This is a genomic window from Nocardioides sp. (genome assembly GCF_036405735.1).
In the GTDB taxonomy this organism is placed as follows: Bacteria; Actinomycetota; Actinomycetes; order Propionibacteriales; family Nocardioidaceae; genus Nocardioides.
Window position 1 is genome coordinate 122,630 of record NZ_DASWXC010000013.1, and the last position, 17,728, is coordinate 140,357.

Annotated in this window: 18 protein-coding genes and 1 tRNA gene; 16 read left to right on the forward strand and 3 right to left on the reverse strand. The window is 71.3% G+C overall.

What is annotated here, in order from left to right:
- Nucleotides 1-99 precede the first annotated feature (99 nt).
- Entirely contained in the window at nt 100-2,685 is a 2,586-nt protein-coding gene (gene glgP, locus VGE38_RS02260; RefSeq protein ID WP_331140902.1) for an alpha-glucan family phosphorylase, read from the forward strand.
- Nucleotides 2,686-2,869: 184 nt separating this feature from the next.
- Here the strand turns inward: glgP and glgX are convergent, their stop codons facing one another.
- Nucleotides 2,870-5,017: a glycogen debranching protein GlgX gene (gene glgX / locus VGE38_RS02265; RefSeq protein ID WP_331140903.1), complete on the reverse strand. Its 2,148-nt coding sequence runs from the start codon at nt 5,015-5,017 to the stop codon at nt 2,870-2,872.
- A gap of 104 nt (nt 5,018-5,121) precedes the next feature.
- On the opposite strand from glgX, the gene VGE38_RS02270 reads away from it, so the two are divergent.
- The 13 genes from VGE38_RS02270 (at nt 5,122) to VGE38_RS02330 (ending at nt 15,556) form a co-directional block, all read left to right on the forward strand.
- Nucleotides 5,122-6,198 carry a M36 family metallopeptidase gene (locus VGE38_RS02270; protein ID WP_331140904.1) on the forward strand — a complete coding sequence of 359 codons (1,077 nt, stop codon included), beginning with the start codon at nt 5,122-5,124 and terminating at the stop codon, nt 6,196-6,198.
- Nucleotides 6,199-6,208: 10 nt separating this feature from the next.
- Nucleotides 6,209-6,988 carry an enoyl-CoA hydratase/isomerase family protein gene (locus VGE38_RS02275; protein ID WP_331140905.1) on the forward strand — a complete coding sequence of 260 codons (780 nt, stop codon included), beginning with the start codon at nt 6,209-6,211 and terminating at the stop codon, nt 6,986-6,988.
- 15 nt (nt 6,989-7,003) lie between these two features.
- A complete protein-coding gene (locus VGE38_RS02280; protein ID WP_331140906.1) occupies nt 7,004-7,375 on the forward strand; it encodes a hypothetical protein in 372 nt (123 codons plus the stop codon).
- A gap of 200 nt (nt 7,376-7,575) precedes the next feature.
- Nucleotides 7,576-8,358 (forward strand): electron transfer flavoprotein subunit beta/FixA family protein, encoded by a 783-nt coding sequence (locus VGE38_RS02285; RefSeq protein ID WP_524538538.1) that lies wholly within the window; start codon nt 7,576-7,578, stop codon nt 8,356-8,358.
- A 23-nt stretch (nt 8,359-8,381) separates the two neighbouring features.
- Nucleotides 8,382-9,344, forward strand: coding sequence for an electron transfer flavoprotein subunit alpha/FixB family protein (locus VGE38_RS02290; protein ID WP_331140908.1), 963 nt, complete (start codon nt 8,382-8,384; stop codon nt 9,342-9,344).
- Nucleotides 9,345-9,531: 187 nt separating this feature from the next.
- The gene (locus tag VGE38_RS02295; RefSeq protein ID WP_331140909.1) at nt 9,532-10,941 is read left to right on the forward strand and encodes a phospholipase D-like domain-containing protein; all 1,410 of its coding nucleotides are present in this window, start codon (nt 9,532-9,534) and stop codon (nt 10,939-10,941) included.
- A 57-nt stretch (nt 10,942-10,998) separates the two neighbouring features.
- Nucleotides 10,999-12,243, forward strand: a complete 1,245-nt coding sequence (locus tag VGE38_RS02300) for a glutamate-5-semialdehyde dehydrogenase (protein WP_331140910.1) — start codon at nt 10,999-11,001, stop codon at nt 12,241-12,243.
- Nucleotides 12,244-12,273: 30 nt separating this feature from the next.
- The gene (locus VGE38_RS02305) at nt 12,274-12,423 is read left to right on the forward strand and encodes a hypothetical protein (protein WP_331140911.1); all 150 of its coding nucleotides are present in this window, start codon (nt 12,274-12,276) and stop codon (nt 12,421-12,423) included.
- A gap of 14 nt (nt 12,424-12,437) precedes the next feature.
- Nucleotides 12,438-13,112, forward strand: a complete 675-nt coding sequence (gene nadD, locus VGE38_RS02310) for a nicotinate-nucleotide adenylyltransferase (RefSeq protein WP_331140912.1) — start codon at nt 12,438-12,440, stop codon at nt 13,110-13,112.
- A 30-nt stretch (nt 13,113-13,142) separates the two neighbouring features.
- Nucleotides 13,143-13,538, forward strand: coding sequence for a ribosome silencing factor (gene rsfS, locus VGE38_RS02315; RefSeq protein ID WP_331140913.1), 396 nt, complete (start codon nt 13,143-13,145; stop codon nt 13,536-13,538).
- A complete protein-coding gene (locus VGE38_RS02320; RefSeq protein WP_331140914.1) occupies nt 13,535-14,140 on the forward strand; it encodes a histidine phosphatase family protein in 606 nt (201 codons plus the stop codon). The genes rsfS and VGE38_RS02320 overlap by 4 nt, the downstream gene beginning before the upstream one ends.
- Before the next feature lie 98 nt (nt 14,141-14,238).
- A tRNA-Ala gene (locus tag VGE38_RS02325) sits at nt 14,239-14,311 on the forward strand.
- Between the two features lie 87 nt (nt 14,312-14,398).
- A complete protein-coding gene (locus tag VGE38_RS02330; RefSeq protein WP_331140915.1) occupies nt 14,399-15,556 on the forward strand; it encodes an acyl-CoA dehydrogenase family protein in 1,158 nt (385 codons plus the stop codon).
- Between the two features lie 27 nt (nt 15,557-15,583).
- Here the strand turns inward: VGE38_RS02330 and VGE38_RS02335 are convergent, their stop codons facing one another.
- Both VGE38_RS02335 and VGE38_RS02340 read right to left on the reverse strand, forming a co-directional pair.
- Nucleotides 15,584-15,760, reverse strand: a complete 177-nt coding sequence (locus tag VGE38_RS02335) for a hypothetical protein (protein WP_331140916.1) — start codon at nt 15,758-15,760, stop codon at nt 15,584-15,586.
- A 152-nt stretch (nt 15,761-15,912) separates the two neighbouring features.
- Nucleotides 15,913-16,620, reverse strand: coding sequence for a GAF and ANTAR domain-containing protein (locus tag VGE38_RS02340; RefSeq protein WP_331140917.1), 708 nt, complete (start codon nt 16,618-16,620; stop codon nt 15,913-15,915).
- A 156-nt stretch (nt 16,621-16,776) separates the two neighbouring features.
- On the opposite strand from VGE38_RS02340, the gene VGE38_RS02345 reads away from it, so the two are divergent.
- Entirely contained in the window at nt 16,777-17,202 is a 426-nt protein-coding gene (locus VGE38_RS02345) for a Fur family transcriptional regulator (protein WP_331140918.1), read from the forward strand.
- 25 nt (nt 17,203-17,227) lie between these two features.
- A partial coding sequence (locus tag VGE38_RS02350) for a peroxidase family protein (RefSeq protein ID WP_331140919.1) occupies nt 17,228-17,728 on the forward strand: 501 nt, incomplete at its 3' end.

Consider the following 17,728-nt stretch of genomic DNA (forward strand, 5'->3'; position numbering starts at 1 on the left):
CTCCCTCCCCAGGGAGGCCTCATGATGGGCCACCAGCACGTCAGGTGGAGCGAATTCTGCTATTGGATCGATCAAAGTCTCGTCGGCTAGGTTCGGACTATGCGTGCGATCCGCCGGTTCACCGTCCGTCCGGTCCTGCCGGAGCCGCTCTCCGCCCTCGGGGTCCTCGCCGGGAACCTCCGCTGGTCCTGGCACCCTCCGACGCAGGACGTCTTCGCCGAGATCGACCCACGGCTGTGGGTCTCCACCGGCCACGACCCGGTCCGGCTGCTCGGCGCCGTCGACCGGGCCCGGCTCGACGAGCTGGCCGCCGACGAGGACTTCCTCCAGCGGCTGGGGGCGGCCGAGGCGGACCTGCGCGACTACCTGGCGACCGACCTCTGGTACCAGCGGGCATCGACGGACGGGGCGCTGCCCCGTGCCATCGGCTACTTCTCGCCGGAGTTCGGCATCACCGCGGTGCTGCCGCAGTACTCCGGCGGCCTCGGCATCCTGGCCGGTGACCATCTCAAGGCGGCCAGCGATCTCGGCGTGCCCGTCATCGGCGTCGGCCTGCTCTACCGCCACGGCTACTTCAAGCAGTCGCTCTCGCGGGAGGGCTGGCAGCAGGAGACCTACCCGGTGCTCGACCCCGACGGGCTGCCGATCTCGGCGCTGCGCGAGCCCGACGGCCGCCCCGCCACGGTGTCGATCACGCTGCCGGGCAGCGTGGACCTGGTGGCCCGGATCTGGGTCGCCTCGGTCGGCCGGGTGCCGCTGCTGATGCTCGACACCGACGTCGAGGAGAACAGCGCGGCGCTGCGCACCGTGACCGACCGGCTCTACGGCGGCAACAGCGAGCACCGGCTGCGGCAGGAGCTCCTGCTCGGCGTCGGCGGCGTCCGCGCGCTGCGGGTGTTCTCGCGCATCACCGGCGCACCGGCCCCGGAGGTGTTCCACACCAACGAGGGCCACGCCGGCTTCCTCGGCATCGAGCGGATCCGCGAGCTGACCGTCGCCGAGAGCGGCCCCCGGCTCGACCTCGACACCGCGCTCGAGGTCAGCCGTGCCTCGACCGTCTTCACGACCCACACCCCGGTCCCGGCCGGCATCGACCGCTTCCCGCGCACGATGATCGAGCAGTACTTCGGCGAGGCGGGCGCCACGCCCGGCGTACCGCTGGAGCGGATCCTCGCGCTGGGCGCGGAGGACTACGAGGGTGGCGACCCGGCGGTCTTCAACATGGCGGTGATGGGCTTCCGGCTGGCGCAGCGTGCCAACGGGGTCTCGCAGCTGCACGGCCACGTCAGCCGGGGCATGTTCAACGGCCTGTGGCCGGCGTTCGACGAGGCCGAGGTCCCGATCGGCTCCATCACCAACGGCGTGCACGCGCCGACCTGGGTGGCGCGCGAGCTCTTCGCGCTCGCCGAGGGGTACGGCGCGCATCCGTCCGACCCCGACTCGTTCTGGGCCGTGGTCGACCAGGTTCCCGGCCGGGAGGTCTGGGAGGTCAAGCGGCAGCTGCGCGCGTGCCTGGTCGAGGACGCTCGTCGGCGGCTGCGCAAGTCGTGGGCCCAGCGCGGTGCGGCCAGTGCCGAGCTGGGCTGGATCGACGATGCGCTCGACCCCGACGTGCTGACCATCGGCTTCGCGCGACGGGTGCCGTCGTACAAGCGGCTCACGCTGATGCTGCGCGACCCCGAGCGGCTCAAGCGCCTGCTGCTGCACCCCGAGCGGCCGGTCCAGCTCGTCATCGCCGGCAAGTCGCACCCGGCCGACGACGGCGGCAAGAAGCTGATCCAGGACATGGTCCGGTTCGCCGACGACCCCGAGGTGCGGCACCGGATCGTCTTCCTGCCGAACTACGACATCGCGATGGCGCAGCCGCTCTACCCCGGCTGCGACGTGTGGCTCAACAACCCGCTGCGCCCCTACGAGGCGTGCGGCACGTCCGGCATGAAGGCCGCGCTCAACGGCGGCCTCAACCTCTCGATCCTCGACGGCTGGTGGGACGAGTGGTTCGACGGCGACAACGGCTGGGCGATCCCGTCGGCCGACGGACCGGGCCTGGCCCGGGACCCCGACAAGCGGGACGACCTGGAGGCGCACGCGCTCTACGACCTGATCGAGAACGAGATCGCCCCGCGGTTCTACGACCGCGACGGCGACGGCGTGCCGGTGCGCTGGGTCGAGATGATGCGGCACACCCTGAAGTCGCTGGGACCCAAGGTGCTGGCGACCCGGATGGTGCGGGACTACGTGCGCGAGCTGTACGCGCCGGCCGCGGCGTCGGCGCGCGCGCTCAACAGCGACTACCAGGGGGCCCGCGACCTGGCGGGCTGGAAGAAGCGGGTGCTGGCCGGCTGGGGCGGGGTGCGGGTCGAGCACGTCGAGTCCAGCGGGGTCGGCGACGCGCCCGAGGTCGGCGCGGTCCTCGCCGTACGCGCCTTCGTGGCGCTCGGCGAGCTGACGCCCGAGGACGTCGAGGTGCAGCTGCTGCACGGTCCGGCCGATGCCGAGGACCGCCTGGTCCGGGTGAGCGCCACCCCGCTGGCCCGCGCCGAGTCCTACGAGGGGTCCCGCCACTGCTTCGAGGGCTCGCTCACCCTCGACCGCTCCGGTGCCTTCGGCTACACGGTCCGCGTCGTCCCCCGCAACCCCCGCCTGGGCTCCGTCGCCGAACTCGGCCTCGTCGCCCTCGCCTGACCGTCGAGTCCCGCCCCCTGGCCCGTCGAGTCCCGGGCCGTGGCCCGTTGAGTCCCGGGCCGTGACCTTCGATGGCCACGACCGGGATTTCAATGGGCCACAATCCGGGTCTCGCGGGGCCAGGACCCGGGTCTCGCGGGGCCAGGACCCGGGTTTCGCGGGGCCACGGCCCGGGTCTCGACGGTCAGGTGGCGCGGATGACGACGACGGTGCGGGAGCCGACGAGGAGTTCCTGGCCGGCTTTGACGTGGGTGCCGTCGGGGAGGGCGGGGTCGGTGGAGAGCACGACCTCGCCGGTCTGGACCCAGTCGTTCTCGGGCAGGGTCACCTGCAGGTCCTCGGCCGAGGCGTTGCTCCAGATCAGGAACGACCTGTCGACGACCTGCTCGCCGCGGGGGCCGGGCTCGCGCAGCGGGGCGCCCGACATGAAGGTGCCGACCGCCTGCAGTGCGGTGTCGCGCCAGTCCGCTTCGGTCATCTCGCGACCCGTCGGGTGCAGCCACGCCAGGTCCTTGGGACCGCCGACGATGGTGGGGGAGCCGGCGAACCAGTGCCGCTGCCGCAGCGCCGGGTGCTCGCGCCGCAGTCGCAGCGCCGCCTTGGTGACCTCGTAGAGGTCCAGCCAGGCATCATCGGCGCGCCAGTCGACCCACGAGATCTCGTTGTCCTGGCAGTAGGCGTTGTTGTTGCCGCGCTGGGTGCGCCCGCGCTCGTCGCCGGCGGTGATCATGGGAACGCCGTTGGACAGGCACAGCGTCACCATCAGGTTCGCCGCCTGCCGGCGCCGCAGCGCGAGGATCTCGGGGTCGTCGGTCTCGCCTTCGACGCCGTGGTTCCAGGACCGGTTGCTGTCGGTCCCGTCGCGGTTGCCCTCGCCGTTGGCCTCGTTGTGCTTGTGGTCGTAGGAGACCAGGTCGCGCAGCGTGAAGCCGTCGTGCGCGGTGATGAAGTTGACCGAGTTGTACGCCGACCGGCCGTCGTCCGCGTAGAGGTCGGACGAGCCTGCCAGGCGGGTGGCGACGGTGCGCACGCCGTCGCTGTGGCCCCGCCAGAAGTCGCGGATCGTGTCGCGGTACTGGTCGTTCCACTCCACCCAGGGCGGCGGCATCCGGCCCACGAGGTACCCGTCCATCGAGACGTCCCACGGCTCGGCGATCAGCTTCACGTGTCGCAGCACCGGGTCCTGGCCGATGGCGATGAGCAGGGCGCAGTGGAAGTCCACGGCGGTGCCGGTGCGGGTCAGCGCCGACATCAGGTCGAACCGGAACCCGTCGACATGCATCTCGGTGACCCAGTAGCGCAGCGAGTCCAGGATCATCCGCAGCGCGAGGTCGTTCCAGGTGTCGACGGTGTTCCCGCAGCCGGTGACGTCCCAGTAGGTGCTGTCGAAGTGGCCGTCGTGGTGCGGGACCCGCTTGTAGAACCCTCGGTCGTCGAGGCCGCGGAACGAGAGCGTCGGCCCCAGCGGCCCGGCCTCGGCGGTGTGGTTGTAGACGACGTCGAGGATGACCTCGATGCCGCCGCGGTGCAGCGCCTTGACCATCTCCTTGAACTCACGGACCTGCCCGCCACGGTCGCCGCTGGAGGAGTACGACGCGTCGGGGGCGAAGTAGCCGATGCTGTTGTAGCCCCAGTAGTTGACCAGGCCGCGCTCCAGCAGCGACGGCTCGGAGAAGAACTGGTGGACCGGCAACAGCTCGACGGCCGTCACGCCCAGGTCCCGGAGGTAGTCGACGACGGCCGGGGTCGCCAGGCCGGCGTACGTGCCGCGCAGCTCCTCGGGCACCCGGTCGTGGAGCCGGGTGAACCCCTTGACGTGCAGCTCGTAGATCACCGTGTCGCGCCAGCGCCGACGCATCGGGGCGTCGTCCTCCCAGTCGAAGGAGGGATCGACGACGACGCTGCGGGCGGTGACGGGCGCCGAGTCGGAGATGTCCATCTGCGACGGGTCGTCCCAGCAGTAGCCGAACAGCGCCGGCTCGCTGCGGATCGTGCCGGACGTCGCCAGGCCGTAGGGGTCGAGCAGCAGCTTGTGCACGTTGAACAGCAGGCCGTTGTCAGGATCCCACGGCCCGTCGGCGCGATAGCCGTAGCGGGAGCCGGGGGCGATGTCGGGCAGCGCGCCGTGCCAGATGCCGAGCGACTGCTCGGTGAGCTTGTAGCGCGTCTCGGCGCCGGCCTCGTCGAACAGGCACAGCCACATCTCGGTGGCGTTGGGTGCGTAGACCGCGAAGTTGGTGGACTCCGGGGTCCAGGCGGCGCCGAGGGGCCAGTTCCGACCCGGCCACACGCGCGCGGTCTGCCCCAGTTGGCTCCACATTCCCGGACTCACCGCGACATTCTCACCCAATCGGTGGCGCCGGACCGCCTCGACGGGAAGGATGTGCCCGATCGGCCCGGCGGAGGCCGACCCGGATGTGGAGGGACGAGAAGCGCATGCGCACTCGGATCATGACCATCGGCATCGCCCTGGCGGCGACGGTCGGGACCATCGGAGCGACGACCGGCGCGTCGTACGGCAAGCCGAAGGCGCCGACCACCGGCACCGGCAGCACCGGCAGCGCGCTGGTGTTCCAGGTGAACCCGGTCCAGTCCACCGGCGACCAGAGCCTCACCGACGCCAAGGACGCCGCGAGCGCCGTCCCGGCCGAGGCGTACGCCGGGGTCGAGCTGCGTCACCTGGACGGCTCGGGCTACCTGCGCGGCGACTACGTCACGGTGCAGTCGTCCACCGGGACGCCCGCCTACTCCACGACCAACACGTTCCACTACGACCGTTCCGACGACCGGTTCGAGCAGGTGATGGCCTACTACTGGGTGACCACCGCCCAGGAGTACCTCCACGGCCTGGGCTTCGGCGCGGCCGGCACCGGTCTGCCGGGCATCCTGACCGACGGCATCGACGTGAAGATCGGCCAGTTCGGGCTCGACAACTCCTACCAGCGCGACAAGCCGTTCCAGCTCCGCTTCGGCAAGGGCGGCGTCGACGACGCGGAGGACGCCGAGGTGGTCGTGCACGAGTACGGCCACGCGGTGCACCAGGGCCAGGTCCCCGGCTTCGGCACCAGCCTGGACGCGGGGGCGATCGGTGAGGCGTTCGGCGACTACTTCGCCGTCTCGGTGGGCCTCGCGACCGCCGCCGACGAGGGCTGGCCGGTCGCGGCCGACCCGACCTGCGTCGCCGACTGGGACGCGGTCTTCTACACCGAGGCGCCGCACTGCCTGCGCAGCGTCGGCACGGACCTGACCGTCGACGACCGCCAGCAGCAGGTCCACTTCGACGGCCAGATCTGGAGCGGCGCGCTGTGGTCGATCCGGGAGAGCTACGAGGCGCTCGGGCTCGGCTCGCGCGCCTGGGACACCACGCTGATCGCCTCCCAGTTCGACTACGCCGCCGACACCACCTGGTCGGCTGCCGCGGCGGCCACCTACGCCAGCGCGCTCGAGCGGGACGGTCAGGCCGCCGCCGACGCGGTGCGGGCCGGCTTCGCCGCGCGCGGCATCGTCTTCTGAGCGGGCAGTGATGGGTGACTTCGTCTCCCTGACCGTCGAGGACGGCGTGGGTACCATCCGGCTCGACCGGCCGAAGATGAACGCGATCAGCTTCCAGGTGCAGGCCGAGCTGCGCGAGGCGGCCGCCGAGGCCACCGAGCGCGAGGACGTCCGCGCGGTCGTCGTGTACGGCGGCGAGCGGGTGTTCGCCGCCGGCAACGACGTCAAGGAGATGGCCGAGCTGTCCTACACCGACATGGTGCGGATGTCGGGCTCGGTGCAGAGCGCGGTCACGGCGGTCGCTCAGATCCCCAAGCCGGTCGTCGCCGCCGTGACCGGCTACGCGCTGGGCGGCGGCTGCGAGCTGGCGCTGGCCGCCGACGTCCGCATCGCCGCCGACAACGCCACGTTCGGCCAGCCCGAGATCCTCCTCGGCATCATCCCGGGCGCCGGCGGAACCCAGCGGCTGGCCCGACTCATCGGCCCCAGCAAGGCCAAGGACCTGATCTTCACCGGTCGCTTCGTGGGCGCCGAGGAGGCGCTCGCGCTGGGCCTGGTCGACCGGATCGTGCCCGCGGCGGACGTCTACGCCGAGGCGGTCGCGTGGGCCGGACAGTTCACCGGTGCCGCGGCGTACGCCCTGCGCGCGGCGAAGGAGGCGGTGGACCGCGGGCTCGAGGTGGACCTCGCGACCGGCCTGGAGATCGAGCGGGCCCAGTTCGCCGCCGTCTTCGCGACCGAGGACCGCACCGTCGGGATGACGTCCTTCCTGGAGGCGGGTCCCGGCAAGGCGTCCTTCGCCGGCCGCTGACCGCAAGGAGGACAGATGAGCAGCGAGCAGGGCACCGACCCACTGGCTCCCGAGCGCAAGGTCACCGTCGCCGACGTCCGCCGACTGGTCGCACAGTTGATGTGGCTGGCCTGCTCCATCGCGGCGCTCGTGCTGGCGCTCGGCGCGCTGATGGTGTCCTTCGGAGCCAACACCGACAACGGGCTGGTGCGGTTCGTGCTGGACGCCGCCGCGGCCGTCGACCTCGGCGTCTTCGACCGTGACCAGGGCGTCAAGCAGTGGACGGGCGAGAACGCGCAGACCAAGAACGCGCTGCTCAACTGGGGCCTGGCCGCGCTGGTGTGGCTGATCGCCGGCCGGGTCCTCGACCGGTTGATCCGGCCCTCGTCGCCGCAGCGCCGCCGCTGATCTCATCACCCGGCCCCCGTCGCCGGGCGTCACCACCCCTGTGACATTCTCAACCCCGCGCGGGTGCCGCGGCGGGTTACGACACAAGTGACCCGGCGGTAACCTGGCGGTCAGGTGGGCGAGCCAGCTCGCCCCTTTGAATTCCTCACTTGCACAGGAGGGGCCGTACCGGCCGCACCACCATGAACATTGTTGTCTGTGTGAAGTACGTGCCCGACGCCACCGCGGATCGGCGGTTCGAGTCGGACAACACCGTCGACCGCGTCGACGTCGACGGTCTGCTCTCCGAGCTCGACGAGTACGCCGTCGAGCAGGCGCTCCAGATCAAGGAGAAGCGTGCCGACGAGGAGATCGAGGTCACGGCGTTGACCGTCGGCCCCGAGAAGGCCGTCGACGCCGTCCGCAAGGCCCTGCAGATGGGCGCCGACAAGGCCATCCACGTCGTCGACGACGCCATCGCCGGCTCCGACGCGATCGCCACCTCGCTGGTGCTCGCCGAGGCCATCAAGAAGGCCGGCGGCGAGAAGCCCGTCGACCTCGTGGTCTGCGGCCTGGCCTCCACTGACGCCTCGATGAGCGTCGTCCCCGCGATGCTGGCCGAGCGCCTGGGCCTGCCCCAGGTCACGCTCGCCTCGGTCGTCGAGACCCAGGGCGACCAGGTCCGCATCAAGCGCGACACCGACACCGCGACCGAGGTCGTCGGCGGCACCATGCCGCTGGTCCTCTCGGTCACCGACCAGTCGGGCGAGGCGCGGTACCCGTCCTTCAAGGGCATCATGGCCGCGAAGAAGAAGCCGCTGGAGACCTGGTCGCTCGGCGACCTCGGTGTCGACGCCGGCCAGGTCGGCCTCTCGGTCGCCTGGACGCAGGTCGAGGAGACCGCGGCCCGCCCGCCGCGCACCGCCGGCGAGATCGTCAAGGACGAGGACGGCTCGGGCGCCAAGGCGCTCGCCGACTTCCTCGCGTCGAAGAAGTTCATCTGAGAACCAGAGGAGGAGAAGAGAACATGTCCGAGGTTCTGGTTCTGGTCGACCACGCCGCCGGCGCGGTCAAGAAGCCGACGTACGAGCTGCTCACCATCGCGAAGCGGCTGGGCACCCCGGCCGCCGTCTTCATCGGCGCGGCCGGCGAGGCCGCCGGTGTCGCCGAGTCGGTGAAGAAGTACGGCGCCGAGAAGGTCTACGTGATCGACGACGCGCAGATCAAGGGCTACCTGGTGGCTCCCAAGGCCGAGGCGCTCGCCCAGCTCGCCGCCCAGGCCAGCCCGGCCGCGATCCTGCTGCCGAGCTCGGCGGAGAACAAGGAGGTGGCCGGTCGGCTCGCGATCAAGCTCGAGTCGGGCCTGATCACCGACGCCGTCGACGTCGCGGAGGCTGGGGGGGCACCGGTGACCACCCAGTCGGTGTTCGCCGGCAACTACACCGTCAAGGCGAAGGTCACCAAGGGCACGCCGATCATCACCGTCAAGCCGAACTCGGCCGCTCCCGAGGAGTCGGCGGCCGCCGGCACCGTCGAGGAGGTGTCGGTGACGATCTCCGACGCCGCCAAGTCGGCCCAGATCGTGGCCACCCAGCCGCGTCAGGCCACCGGCCGTCCCGAGCTCACCGAGGCCGCGATCGTCGTCTCCGGTGGTCGTGGCACCGGCGGTGACTTCGGTCCGGTCGAGGGTCTCGCCGACGTGCTCGGCGCCGCCGTCGGCGCCTCGCGTGCCGCTGTCGACTCCGGCTGGATGCCGCACACCTTCCAGGTCGGCCAGACCGGCAAGACGGTCTCGCCGCAGCTCTACGTCGCCAACGGCATCTCGGGTGCGATCCAGCACCGTGCCGGCATGCAGACCTCGAAGACGATCGTCGCGGTCAACAAGGACGAGGAGGCGCCGATCTTCGAGCTCGTCGACTTCGGCGTCGTCGGCGACCTCCACACGGTCCTCCCGGCCGTGACCGAGGAGATCAAGCAGCGCAAGGGCTGACCGTTCAGCCTCAGACGGGCCCCGGGCACTCGCCCGGGGCCCGTCCTGTTTTCGTCACAGCAGAAAACCCCGGTCGGGTGTGACCCATGAGGCGGATGTTCCTCAAGGGTTCGGTCCCCGACGTCGGGGCTCGCGCCTACACTCGGGCGCGGTGCTCGCTCGGCGGGCGGAAGGAATCGGTGCGCAGATGCAGCTTCGTCACTGGACCGTGGCCGTGACGGCCGGAGTGGTCCTCGCCCTCGTCGGAGGCACGGCGGCCCAGGCCGTCGACGTGCAGGCCGCGCCGGCCGGCGTACGCCTTGCCGACGAGCCGTGCGTGCCGGACCTCTCCGACCCTGCCTCGCCGACGACGTGCCCGACCACGGAGCCGACGCCGACCACGCCCACGACCCCTCCGCCGGCGCCGACCGGCTGGATGCCACGCTCGGGTCCGGTCTTCAACGACCCGCTGGGCTCGCCGCAGCAGCAGAAGGCGATCCTCAACCGGGTGGTCAACGCGCTGCGGCACGCCCCGCGCGGCTCGGTGTTCCAGATGGCGGTCTACTCCTTCGACCGCGCCGACCTGGCCTACCACATCCGCAAGGCGCGCAAGCGCGGCGTGCGGATCCAGATCGTCGTCAACAAGTCGGTCATGTCGGGCGTCGCGCGCAGCCTGCAGGCCCAGCTGGGCAAGAACCCGCGCAAGCCGAACTTCGTCATCGCCTGCCCGGGCGCCTGCCGCCGCAAGGGCGACGGCGGCAACATGCACCTGAAGATCTTCGCGTTCAGCCAGACCGGCGCCGCGCGCAACGTCGTCATCTCCAGCTCCGGCAACATGACGTCGAAGGCCATCCAGCGGCAGTGGAACGACAGCTACGCCGTCATCGGCGACGCCGGCCTGTACGCCGTGTGGCAGAACCTCTTCACCCAGATGAAGCGTCAGCGGATGACCGGCCCGCGCCGGCTGACCTACACCGCGACCGACAACGCCTACGCCGCGTGGTTCGAGCGGAGCCTGGCGTCCAAGGGCCTCACCGGGACCTCGACGGCCGCCCTGACCACCGGCCGGTACCGCCCCGCGGGCGACCCGGTGGTCCACCGGATCCGCAAGATCGGCTGCTCCGCCCCTGCCGGCTTCGGCAGCAACGGCCGCACGGTCGTGCGGATCGCCGCCTACGCGATGTTCCAGACCCGTGGCAAGGCGCTCGCGAAGGCCCTGATCAACAAGAAGCGCCAAGGGTGCGACATCGCGATCATCATGAGCGTGCCCGGCGGTGGGACCTACAAGTCGATGGAGCGCGCCGGCATCCCGCTGCGCAGCGCGGACTGGCTCTTCGCCGAGCGGGTGGCGGCGAAGGAGGACGGCATCGAGGGCTGGGGCCCGCGGTTCTACTCCCACTACAAGGTCATGATGGTCAACGGCACGTACGACGGCCAGCCGACCAGGACCGTGTGGACCGGGTCGGAGAACTGGTCGGCGATCTCCTTCGCGAACGAGGAGGTCGTGTTCACCATCAACGACCCGGCCGTGCACCGGATCTACAGCGAGCAGTGGCGTTCGATGTGGAACGGCCGCGCGACGCACCGGATGGGCATCCAGCCGGAGTACGGTCCCTGATCCGCCGCTGAACGGGACGCGGGGCGGCGCGGCCGCCTCGCGCCGTAGGCTGGGGCGGTGACCAGCGACTTCACCGAGGTGGCCCGACGCGCCCGCACCGCGAGCTACGACCTCGCCCTGGCGAACCGCGGCCGCAAGGACGCCGCCCTGCACGCCATGGCCGACGCCCTCCTGACGCGTGGCCCGGAGATCCTGACGGCGAACGGCGAGGACGTCGCGCGCGCCGAGTCCGGCGGAACGCCGCCCAACATCGTCGACCGGCTGCGGCTCACCGAGGACCGGCTCGCCGGCATGGCGCAGGGCCTGCGCGAGGTCGCGGGCCTGCCGGACCCGGTCGGCGAGGTGGTGCGCGGCTCGACGCTCGCCAACGGCCTGGAGCTGCGCCAGGTGCGGGTGCCGTTCGGTGTGGTCGGCATGATCTACGAGGCCCGGCCCAACGTCACCGCCGACGCAGCCGGCATCTGCCTGAAGTCCGGCAACGCCGTGCTGCTGCGCGGCTCCTCGAGCGCGCGGGCCAGCAACGCGGCCATCGTCGCCGTGCTGCGTGACGCCGTGGCCGGTGCCGGCCTGCCGGCCGACGCGGTGCAGCTGGTGCCGGGGGAGACCCACGACTCGGTCAAGACCCTGATGCGGGCTCGCGGACTGGTCGACGTGCTGATCCCGCGCGGCGGCGCCGGGCTGATCCGGTCGGTCGTGGAGGAGTCCACGGTCCCGGTCATCGAGACCGGCGTCGGCAACTGCCACGTGTACGTCGACCGCGCCGCCGACCTCGACAAGGCGCTCGCGATCGTGCTCAACTCCAAGACCCACCGCACCAGCGTCTGCAACAGCGCCGAGTCGCTGCTGGTGCACGCCGACATCGCCGAGGAGTTCCTGCCGCGGGTCGTCGCGGCCCTGCAGGAGCGGGGCGTCGTCATCCACGGCGACCCGTCGTTCCAGGCGTACGACGGCGTGCTGGTCGCGGACGAGGAGGACTATGCGACCGAGTACCTCGCGCTGGAGATCGCCGCGGCCGTCGTACCCTCCCTGGAGGCGGCCGTCGACCACATCCGGCGCTGGTCGAGCCAGCACACCGAGGCGATCGTCACCGAGGACGTCACCGCCGCACGACGGTTCGCGGCGATGGTCGACTCGGCGGCGGTGATGGTCAACGCCTCGACGCGGTTCACCGACGGCGGCGAGTTCGGGTTCGGCGCCGAGATCGGCATCAGCACCCAGAAGCTGCACGCCCGCGGCCCGATGGGCCTGCCGGAGATGACCTCCACCAAGTTCATCGTCACCGGCGACGGGCACGTGCGCTGAGCGAGCAGGCCGCCCGGTAGGGTGTGCGCCATGGTCTCCACTGCCGTGCGCCTCCACGAAGCCACCGCCGAGCACACCGAGTCGATCAACCACTGGGTCGTCGGCGGCATCTCCCTCGTCCTCCTGATGGCCGCCCTGCTGGGCCTCATCTGGTTCGGCGCGGGCCGCGAGCACTCCTGACGCATGAGCCCCGCATGACCCCGGCGGCACAGGGGGCTCCGCAGGCGCCTGCGCGGCGGGCGCGCCGCGTCGGCGTCATGGGCGGCACCTTCGACCCGATCCACCACGGCCACCTGGTGGCGGCCTCGGAGGTGCAGTCGTTCTTCGCGCTCGACGAGGTGGTCTTCGTTCCCACCGGCGACCCGTGGCAGAAGTCCGACCGCGTCGTCTCGCCCGCGGAGCACCGCTACCTGATGGCGGTCATCGCGACGGCGGCCAACCCGCGGTTCACCGTCAGCCGGGTGGACATCGACCGGGCCGGGCCGACCTACACCATCGACACGCTGCGTGACCTGCGCGCGGCGATGCCCGAGGACGAGCTGTTCTTCATCACCGGTGCCGACGCGCTCGCCGACATCTTCACCTGGCGCGACGCCGGCCAGCTCTTCGAGCTGGCGCAGTTCATCGGCTGCACCCGGCCCGGCTACACCATGGACGACGGCCTGCTGGACGAGATCCCCTCGGATCGCGTCACGCTGCTGGAGATCCCCGCGCTGGCGATCTCCTCGACCGACTGCCGTGAGCGGCACCGCCGCGGGGAACCGGTCTGGTACCTCGTCCCCGACGGGGTGGTGCAGTACATCGGCAAGCACGGCCTCTACGCAGGCGAGACCGACGCGCCGCCGGTGCACCCGCCGACCCTTCCCTGACCGATCCGCCCGAGCAGAACCGGGAACCACATGACCGCCACCGACCACGCCGTCGAGCTCGTCGTCGCCGCCGCCCGCGCCGCGTCCGACAAGCTCGCCACCCAGATCATCGCCTTCGACGTCAGCGAGCAGCTGGCGATCACGGACGCCTTCCTGCTCGCCTCCGCCTCCAACGACCGCCAGGTGCGCGCGGTCGTCGACGAGATCGAGGACAAGCTGCGCGAGATCGGCGCCAAGCCGGTGCGCCGCGAGGGCGAGCGCGACGGGCGCTGGGTGCTCATCGACTACGGCGACATCGTCGTGCACGTCCAGCACGAGGAGGAGCGGCAGTTCTACGCCCTCGAGCGGCTCTGGCGCGACTGCCCGACGATCCAGCTCCCCGCGGACGTGCACGGTCCCGCGGGGGAGCGTCCCGCCGCGGAGTGAAGCGGCTGATCCTGCTCCGACACGGCCAGACCGACTGGAACCGGGTCGGTCGCGTGCAGGGGCAGAGCGACGCGCCCCTCAACGAGCTCGGACACGTCCAGGCGCAGGGCGCGGCACCCGCCATGGCGGCGTACCGGCCGTCGCTGGTGTGGTCCAGCGACCTCTCCCGTGCCGCCGACACGGCGGCCTACGTCGCGGAGGCGTGCGGCGTGGCACCGCACATGGACGAGCGGCTACGCGAGTGGGGCTTCGGCGAGCGCGAGGGCCTGACGCACGACGAGTTCCGCGCCGCCGACCCCGAGGCCTACGGGCGGTTCCGGCTCGGGAGGTACGACGAGGTGCCGGGTGCCGAGAGCACCGCCGCCGTCCACGCGCGGATGCTGGCGGCGCTCGGCGAGCTGGTCGCGCGGACGCCCGAGGGCGGCACCGCCGTCGCCGTCTCGCACGGTGCGGCCATCAAGCTCGCCGTCGGCGGGCTGCTCGGCTGGGCGGGCCACCAGGCCGTCGACACGCTGTGGGGGATGAGCAACTGCGGCTGGGCCGAGCTGACCCTCGGCCACGGCGAGCCGACCCGCCTGGCGGCGTACAACCGCACCGCCTGAGCGGGCCTCGGATCACCGGGGCCGATTTCGCGTTCCCCGAGCCGGTCCGCTAATGTTCTCGTCGTTGCCCGGGGCTGATCGCCCGGGACAACGCCAATGGGGCTGTGGCGCAGCTGGTAGCGCATCTGCATGGCATGCAGAGGGTCAGGGGTTCGAGTCCCCTCAGCTCCACCGATCGAGAAGGCCGGGTCCTGGGTGGATCCGGCCTTCTGCGTCTCGCCTCCGAGCGCTGTGGGCGGCGCCCGCTAGGTTCGGTGCATGCGCCGCACTGTCTTCGACGACGACCACGAGTCGTTCCGCCAGACCCTCCGTGCCTTCATCGCCTCCGAGGTGGTGCCGCACTACCAGGAGTGGTTCGACGCGGGGCTGGTCCCGCGGAAGTTCTACTACCAGCTCGCCGAGCTCGGCCTGTTCGGGATCAACGTGCCGGAGGAGTACGGCGGCGCCGGGCTCGACACCCACCGGTTCGAGGCCATCCAGTACGAGGAGACCGCCCGCGCCGGCGTGACCTTCGGAGGCTCGGGCGTCCACGTGCTGCTCGCGCTGCCCTACCTGAAGATGCTCGCAACCGAGGAGCAGAAGCAGCGCTATCTGCCGAAGTTCGTCTCCGGTGAGGAGATGTGGGCGCTGGCGATGACCGAGCCGGGCACCGGATCGGACCTCGCCGGCATGAAGAGCACCGCCCGCCGCTCCGACGACGGCAGCCACTACGTCCTCAACGGCGCCAAGACCTTCATCACCGGAGGCGTGCACGCCGACCGCGTCATCGTCTGCGCCCGGACCTCGCCGCCGCTCGAGACCGACCGCCGCTTCGGCATCTCCCTCTTCGCCGTCGACACCACGTCCGAGGGCTACACGGTCGGTCGCAAGCTCGACAAGCTCGGTCTGCGCACCTCCGACACCGCCGAGCTCTCCTTCACCGACGTCGTCGTGCCGGTGGAGGACCTGCTGGGCGAGCCGGACCAGGGCTTCTCCTACCTCGGTCGCAACCTGCCCTCGGAGCGCTGGGGCATCGCCTTCGGGGCCTACGCGCAGGCAGCGGCCGCCGTCCGGTTCGCCACGGACTACGTCCAGCAGCGCACCGTCTTCGGCAAGGAGGTGGCCTCCTTCCAGAACACCAAGTTCGAGCTCGCCGCCTGCCAGGCGAAGGTCGACGCCGCCCAGGCGGTCGCGGACCGTGCCCTCGAGGCGCTCGACGCCGGTGAGCTGACCGCGGCCGAGGCCGCCTCCGCCAAGCTGTTCTGCACCGAGGTCGCCTCCGAGGTCATCGACCGATGCCTGCAGCTGCACGGCGGCTACGGCTACATGAACGAGTACCCCATCGCCCGCCTGTACGCCGACAACCGGGTCAACCGCATCTACGGCGGCACCAGCGAGGTGATGAAGACGATCATCGCCAAGAGCATGGGCCTCTAGCCCGCCAGCGCCTCCTGATCGCCCGTCTCAGAGGCGGGTGATCAGGCGCGCCATCTTGAGCCGCACCGGCCGCCGGGCCTGGAGGTCGGCGCGGACCCGCGCGTAGGCGGCGAGCTCGGCGGCACTCGGGCGGTGGCCGAAGAGCCGGATGAACTGGTGGACGAGCGGCTGGTCACGGTCGTCGACGGGGGTGGTCGCCGTCATGTCGCACTCCTCGAGAACAACGAGTGGGCGACGCCGCTGCTTGACGTCTCGTGCACCGGCCGAGCAGGCAGAAGCCGACCCGGTCAGGACCGGTGCCCCGACGCCGGGCACTCCATGCGCCCGGGTCGGACCCGAGCGGCAACGCGGTGCGCTCAGCCGCCCTGTCCGGTGCGGCGGTACTTGTCGTTCGTCGTCGTGACGACCTCCTCGGCGAGGGTCCGGAGCTTGACGTTGCCGGTCGTCGAGGCGCGCACCAGGTAGTCGAACGCCCGGGTCTCGTCGATCTGGAACCGCTCCGAGACGATGCCGATCGCCTGGCCGATGACCTTGCGGGTGCCCAGCGCCTCGGTGAGCTGGTGCTCGGTGCGACTGCGGCCCAGCGCGATGGCGGCGTGGGTGGCGAAGAGCTCCGCGAGCTGCAGTGCGTCGGCCGCGATGGTGGGGGACTCGGTGGAGTAGAGGTTGAGGCCGCCGAGCGTCTCCTCCTCGGCGTACAGCCGGAGCCCGAGCTGGGCACGCAGGCCACGGCGGACCGCCTGCGGGAGGTACGCCGGCCAGCGCGGGTCGTTCTCGGCGTGCTCGACGGTCACGATCGGCTCGTCGCGAATCGACTCCACGCAGGGTCCCTGGCGCAGCTCGTACTGGAGCTCGTCGAGCTCCCAGACCAGCGGGTCGGTGCCGGCCAGCGTCTCGATCCGGCCGTCACGGTGCGACACCGAGATGCCGACGTGGTCGAAGCCGGGCACCGTGCTCTGCGCGGCTCGCACGATGGCGTCCAGGGTCTCCTCGAGCGAGCGTGGTGCGTGGATCTCCTTGGCCGCCTTCGTCAGAGCGGCTGCGATCTGGATCGACTCGGTCATGACGCCTCTCCGCGCCGGTGGGTCGGGGCTGCTGCCCGGTACCCACCCGGCGCCGATCGACGTGGCACCGCCCCGTCGCGCCGTCGCTGAGGGCAGTTCCGGCGCGCCGACGACGGCTTTCTTGACTCGTTCAAGAAAACCGGAAAGGATGACGGCATGGCCGACGAGGACTTCGAGCAGGTGCTCCGAGCCGCGTCGCTGCGGGTGACCCGGCCCCGGCTGGCGGTGCTGGCCGCGGTGCGCGACCACCCGCACGCCGACACCGAGTCGGTCATCGACGCGGCGCGGCGCGAGCTGCCCGAGGTCTCCCACCAGGCGGTCTACGACTCCCTGCACGCCCTCACGGCCGCCGGGCTCGTACGCCGCATCCAGCCGTCCGGTTCCGTGGCTCGCTACGAGGCGCGGATCGGAGACAACCACCACCACGTGGTGTGCCGCTCCTGCGGCGCCATCGCGGACGTGGACTGCGCCACCGGCCATGCGCCGTGCCTGACCGCGTCCGACGACCACGGCTTCATCCTCGACGAGGCCGAGGTCGTCTACTGGGGCCGTTGCCCCGCCTGCTCCACCGCACGATCTTGACCCCCCGTTTCTGGAAAGGTTCCACATGACCAACGAGAGCCCGCAGGGCATCGACCGGAAGGCCGAGGGCGGCTGCCCGATCGCCCATGACGGCGTGACCGCCCACGGCAGCGAGAGCGAGAACCCCGGGATCGACTCTCCGACCCCGAAGACGGGTGGTCGTCCGCACACCCTCAAGGACTGGTGGCCCAACCACCTCGACCTGTCGGTGCTGCACGCCCACGCGCCCGCCGGCAACCCGCTGGGCGAGGACTTCGACTACGCCGCCGAGTTCGCCAAGGTCGACGTCGAGGAGCTCAAGCGCGACGTCGCCGCCGTGCTGCGCGACTCGCAGGACTGGTGGCCGGCCGACTTCGGCCACTACGGCGGCCTGATGATCCGCCTCAGCTGGCACGCCGCCGGCACCTACCGGATCTACGACGGTCGTGGCGGCGCGGGCGACGGCAGCCAGCGGTTCGCCCCCCTCAACAGCTGGCCCGACAACGCCAACCTCGACAAGGCCCGCCGCCTGCTGTGGCCGGTCAAG

Bases quoted from the DNA above. Each gene is read 5' to 3' on its own strand.
- VGE38_RS02335 (WP_331140916.1), bottom strand. From the start codon at position 15,760: ATGACGGCGACCACCCCCGTCGACGACCGTGACCAGCCGCTCGTCCAC.
- VGE38_RS02290 (WP_331140908.1), top strand. From the start codon at position 8,382: ATGTCCGAGGTTCTGGTTCTGGTCGACCACGCCGCCGGCGCGGTCAAG.
- VGE38_RS02295 (WP_331140909.1), top strand. From the start codon at position 9,532: ATGCAGCTTCGTCACTGGACCGTGGCCGTGACGGCCGGAGTGGTCCTC.
- VGE38_RS02330 (WP_331140915.1), top strand. From the start codon at position 14,399: ATGCGCCGCACTGTCTTCGACGACGACCACGAGTCGTTCCGCCAGACC.
- VGE38_RS02275 (WP_331140905.1), top strand. From the start codon at position 6,209: ATGGGTGACTTCGTCTCCCTGACCGTCGAGGACGGCGTGGGTACCATC.
- rsfS (WP_331140913.1), top strand. From the start codon at position 13,143: ATGACCGCCACCGACCACGCCGTCGAGCTCGTCGTCGCCGCCGCCCGC.
- VGE38_RS02280 (WP_331140906.1), top strand. From the start codon at position 7,004: ATGAGCAGCGAGCAGGGCACCGACCCACTGGCTCCCGAGCGCAAGGTC.
- glgP (WP_331140902.1), top strand. From the start codon at position 100: ATGCGTGCGATCCGCCGGTTCACCGTCCGTCCGGTCCTGCCGGAGCCG.
- nadD (WP_331140912.1), top strand. From the start codon at position 12,438: ATGACCCCGGCGGCACAGGGGGCTCCGCAGGCGCCTGCGCGGCGGGCG.
- VGE38_RS02345 (WP_331140918.1), top strand. From the start codon at position 16,777: ATGGCCGACGAGGACTTCGAGCAGGTGCTCCGAGCCGCGTCGCTGCGG.
- VGE38_RS02305 (WP_331140911.1), top strand. From the start codon at position 12,274: ATGGTCTCCACTGCCGTGCGCCTCCACGAAGCCACCGCCGAGCACACC.
- VGE38_RS02270 (WP_331140904.1), top strand. From the start codon at position 5,122: ATGCGCACTCGGATCATGACCATCGGCATCGCCCTGGCGGCGACGGTC.
- VGE38_RS02340 (WP_331140917.1), bottom strand. From the start codon at position 16,620: ATGACCGAGTCGATCCAGATCGCAGCCGCTCTGACGAAGGCGGCCAAG.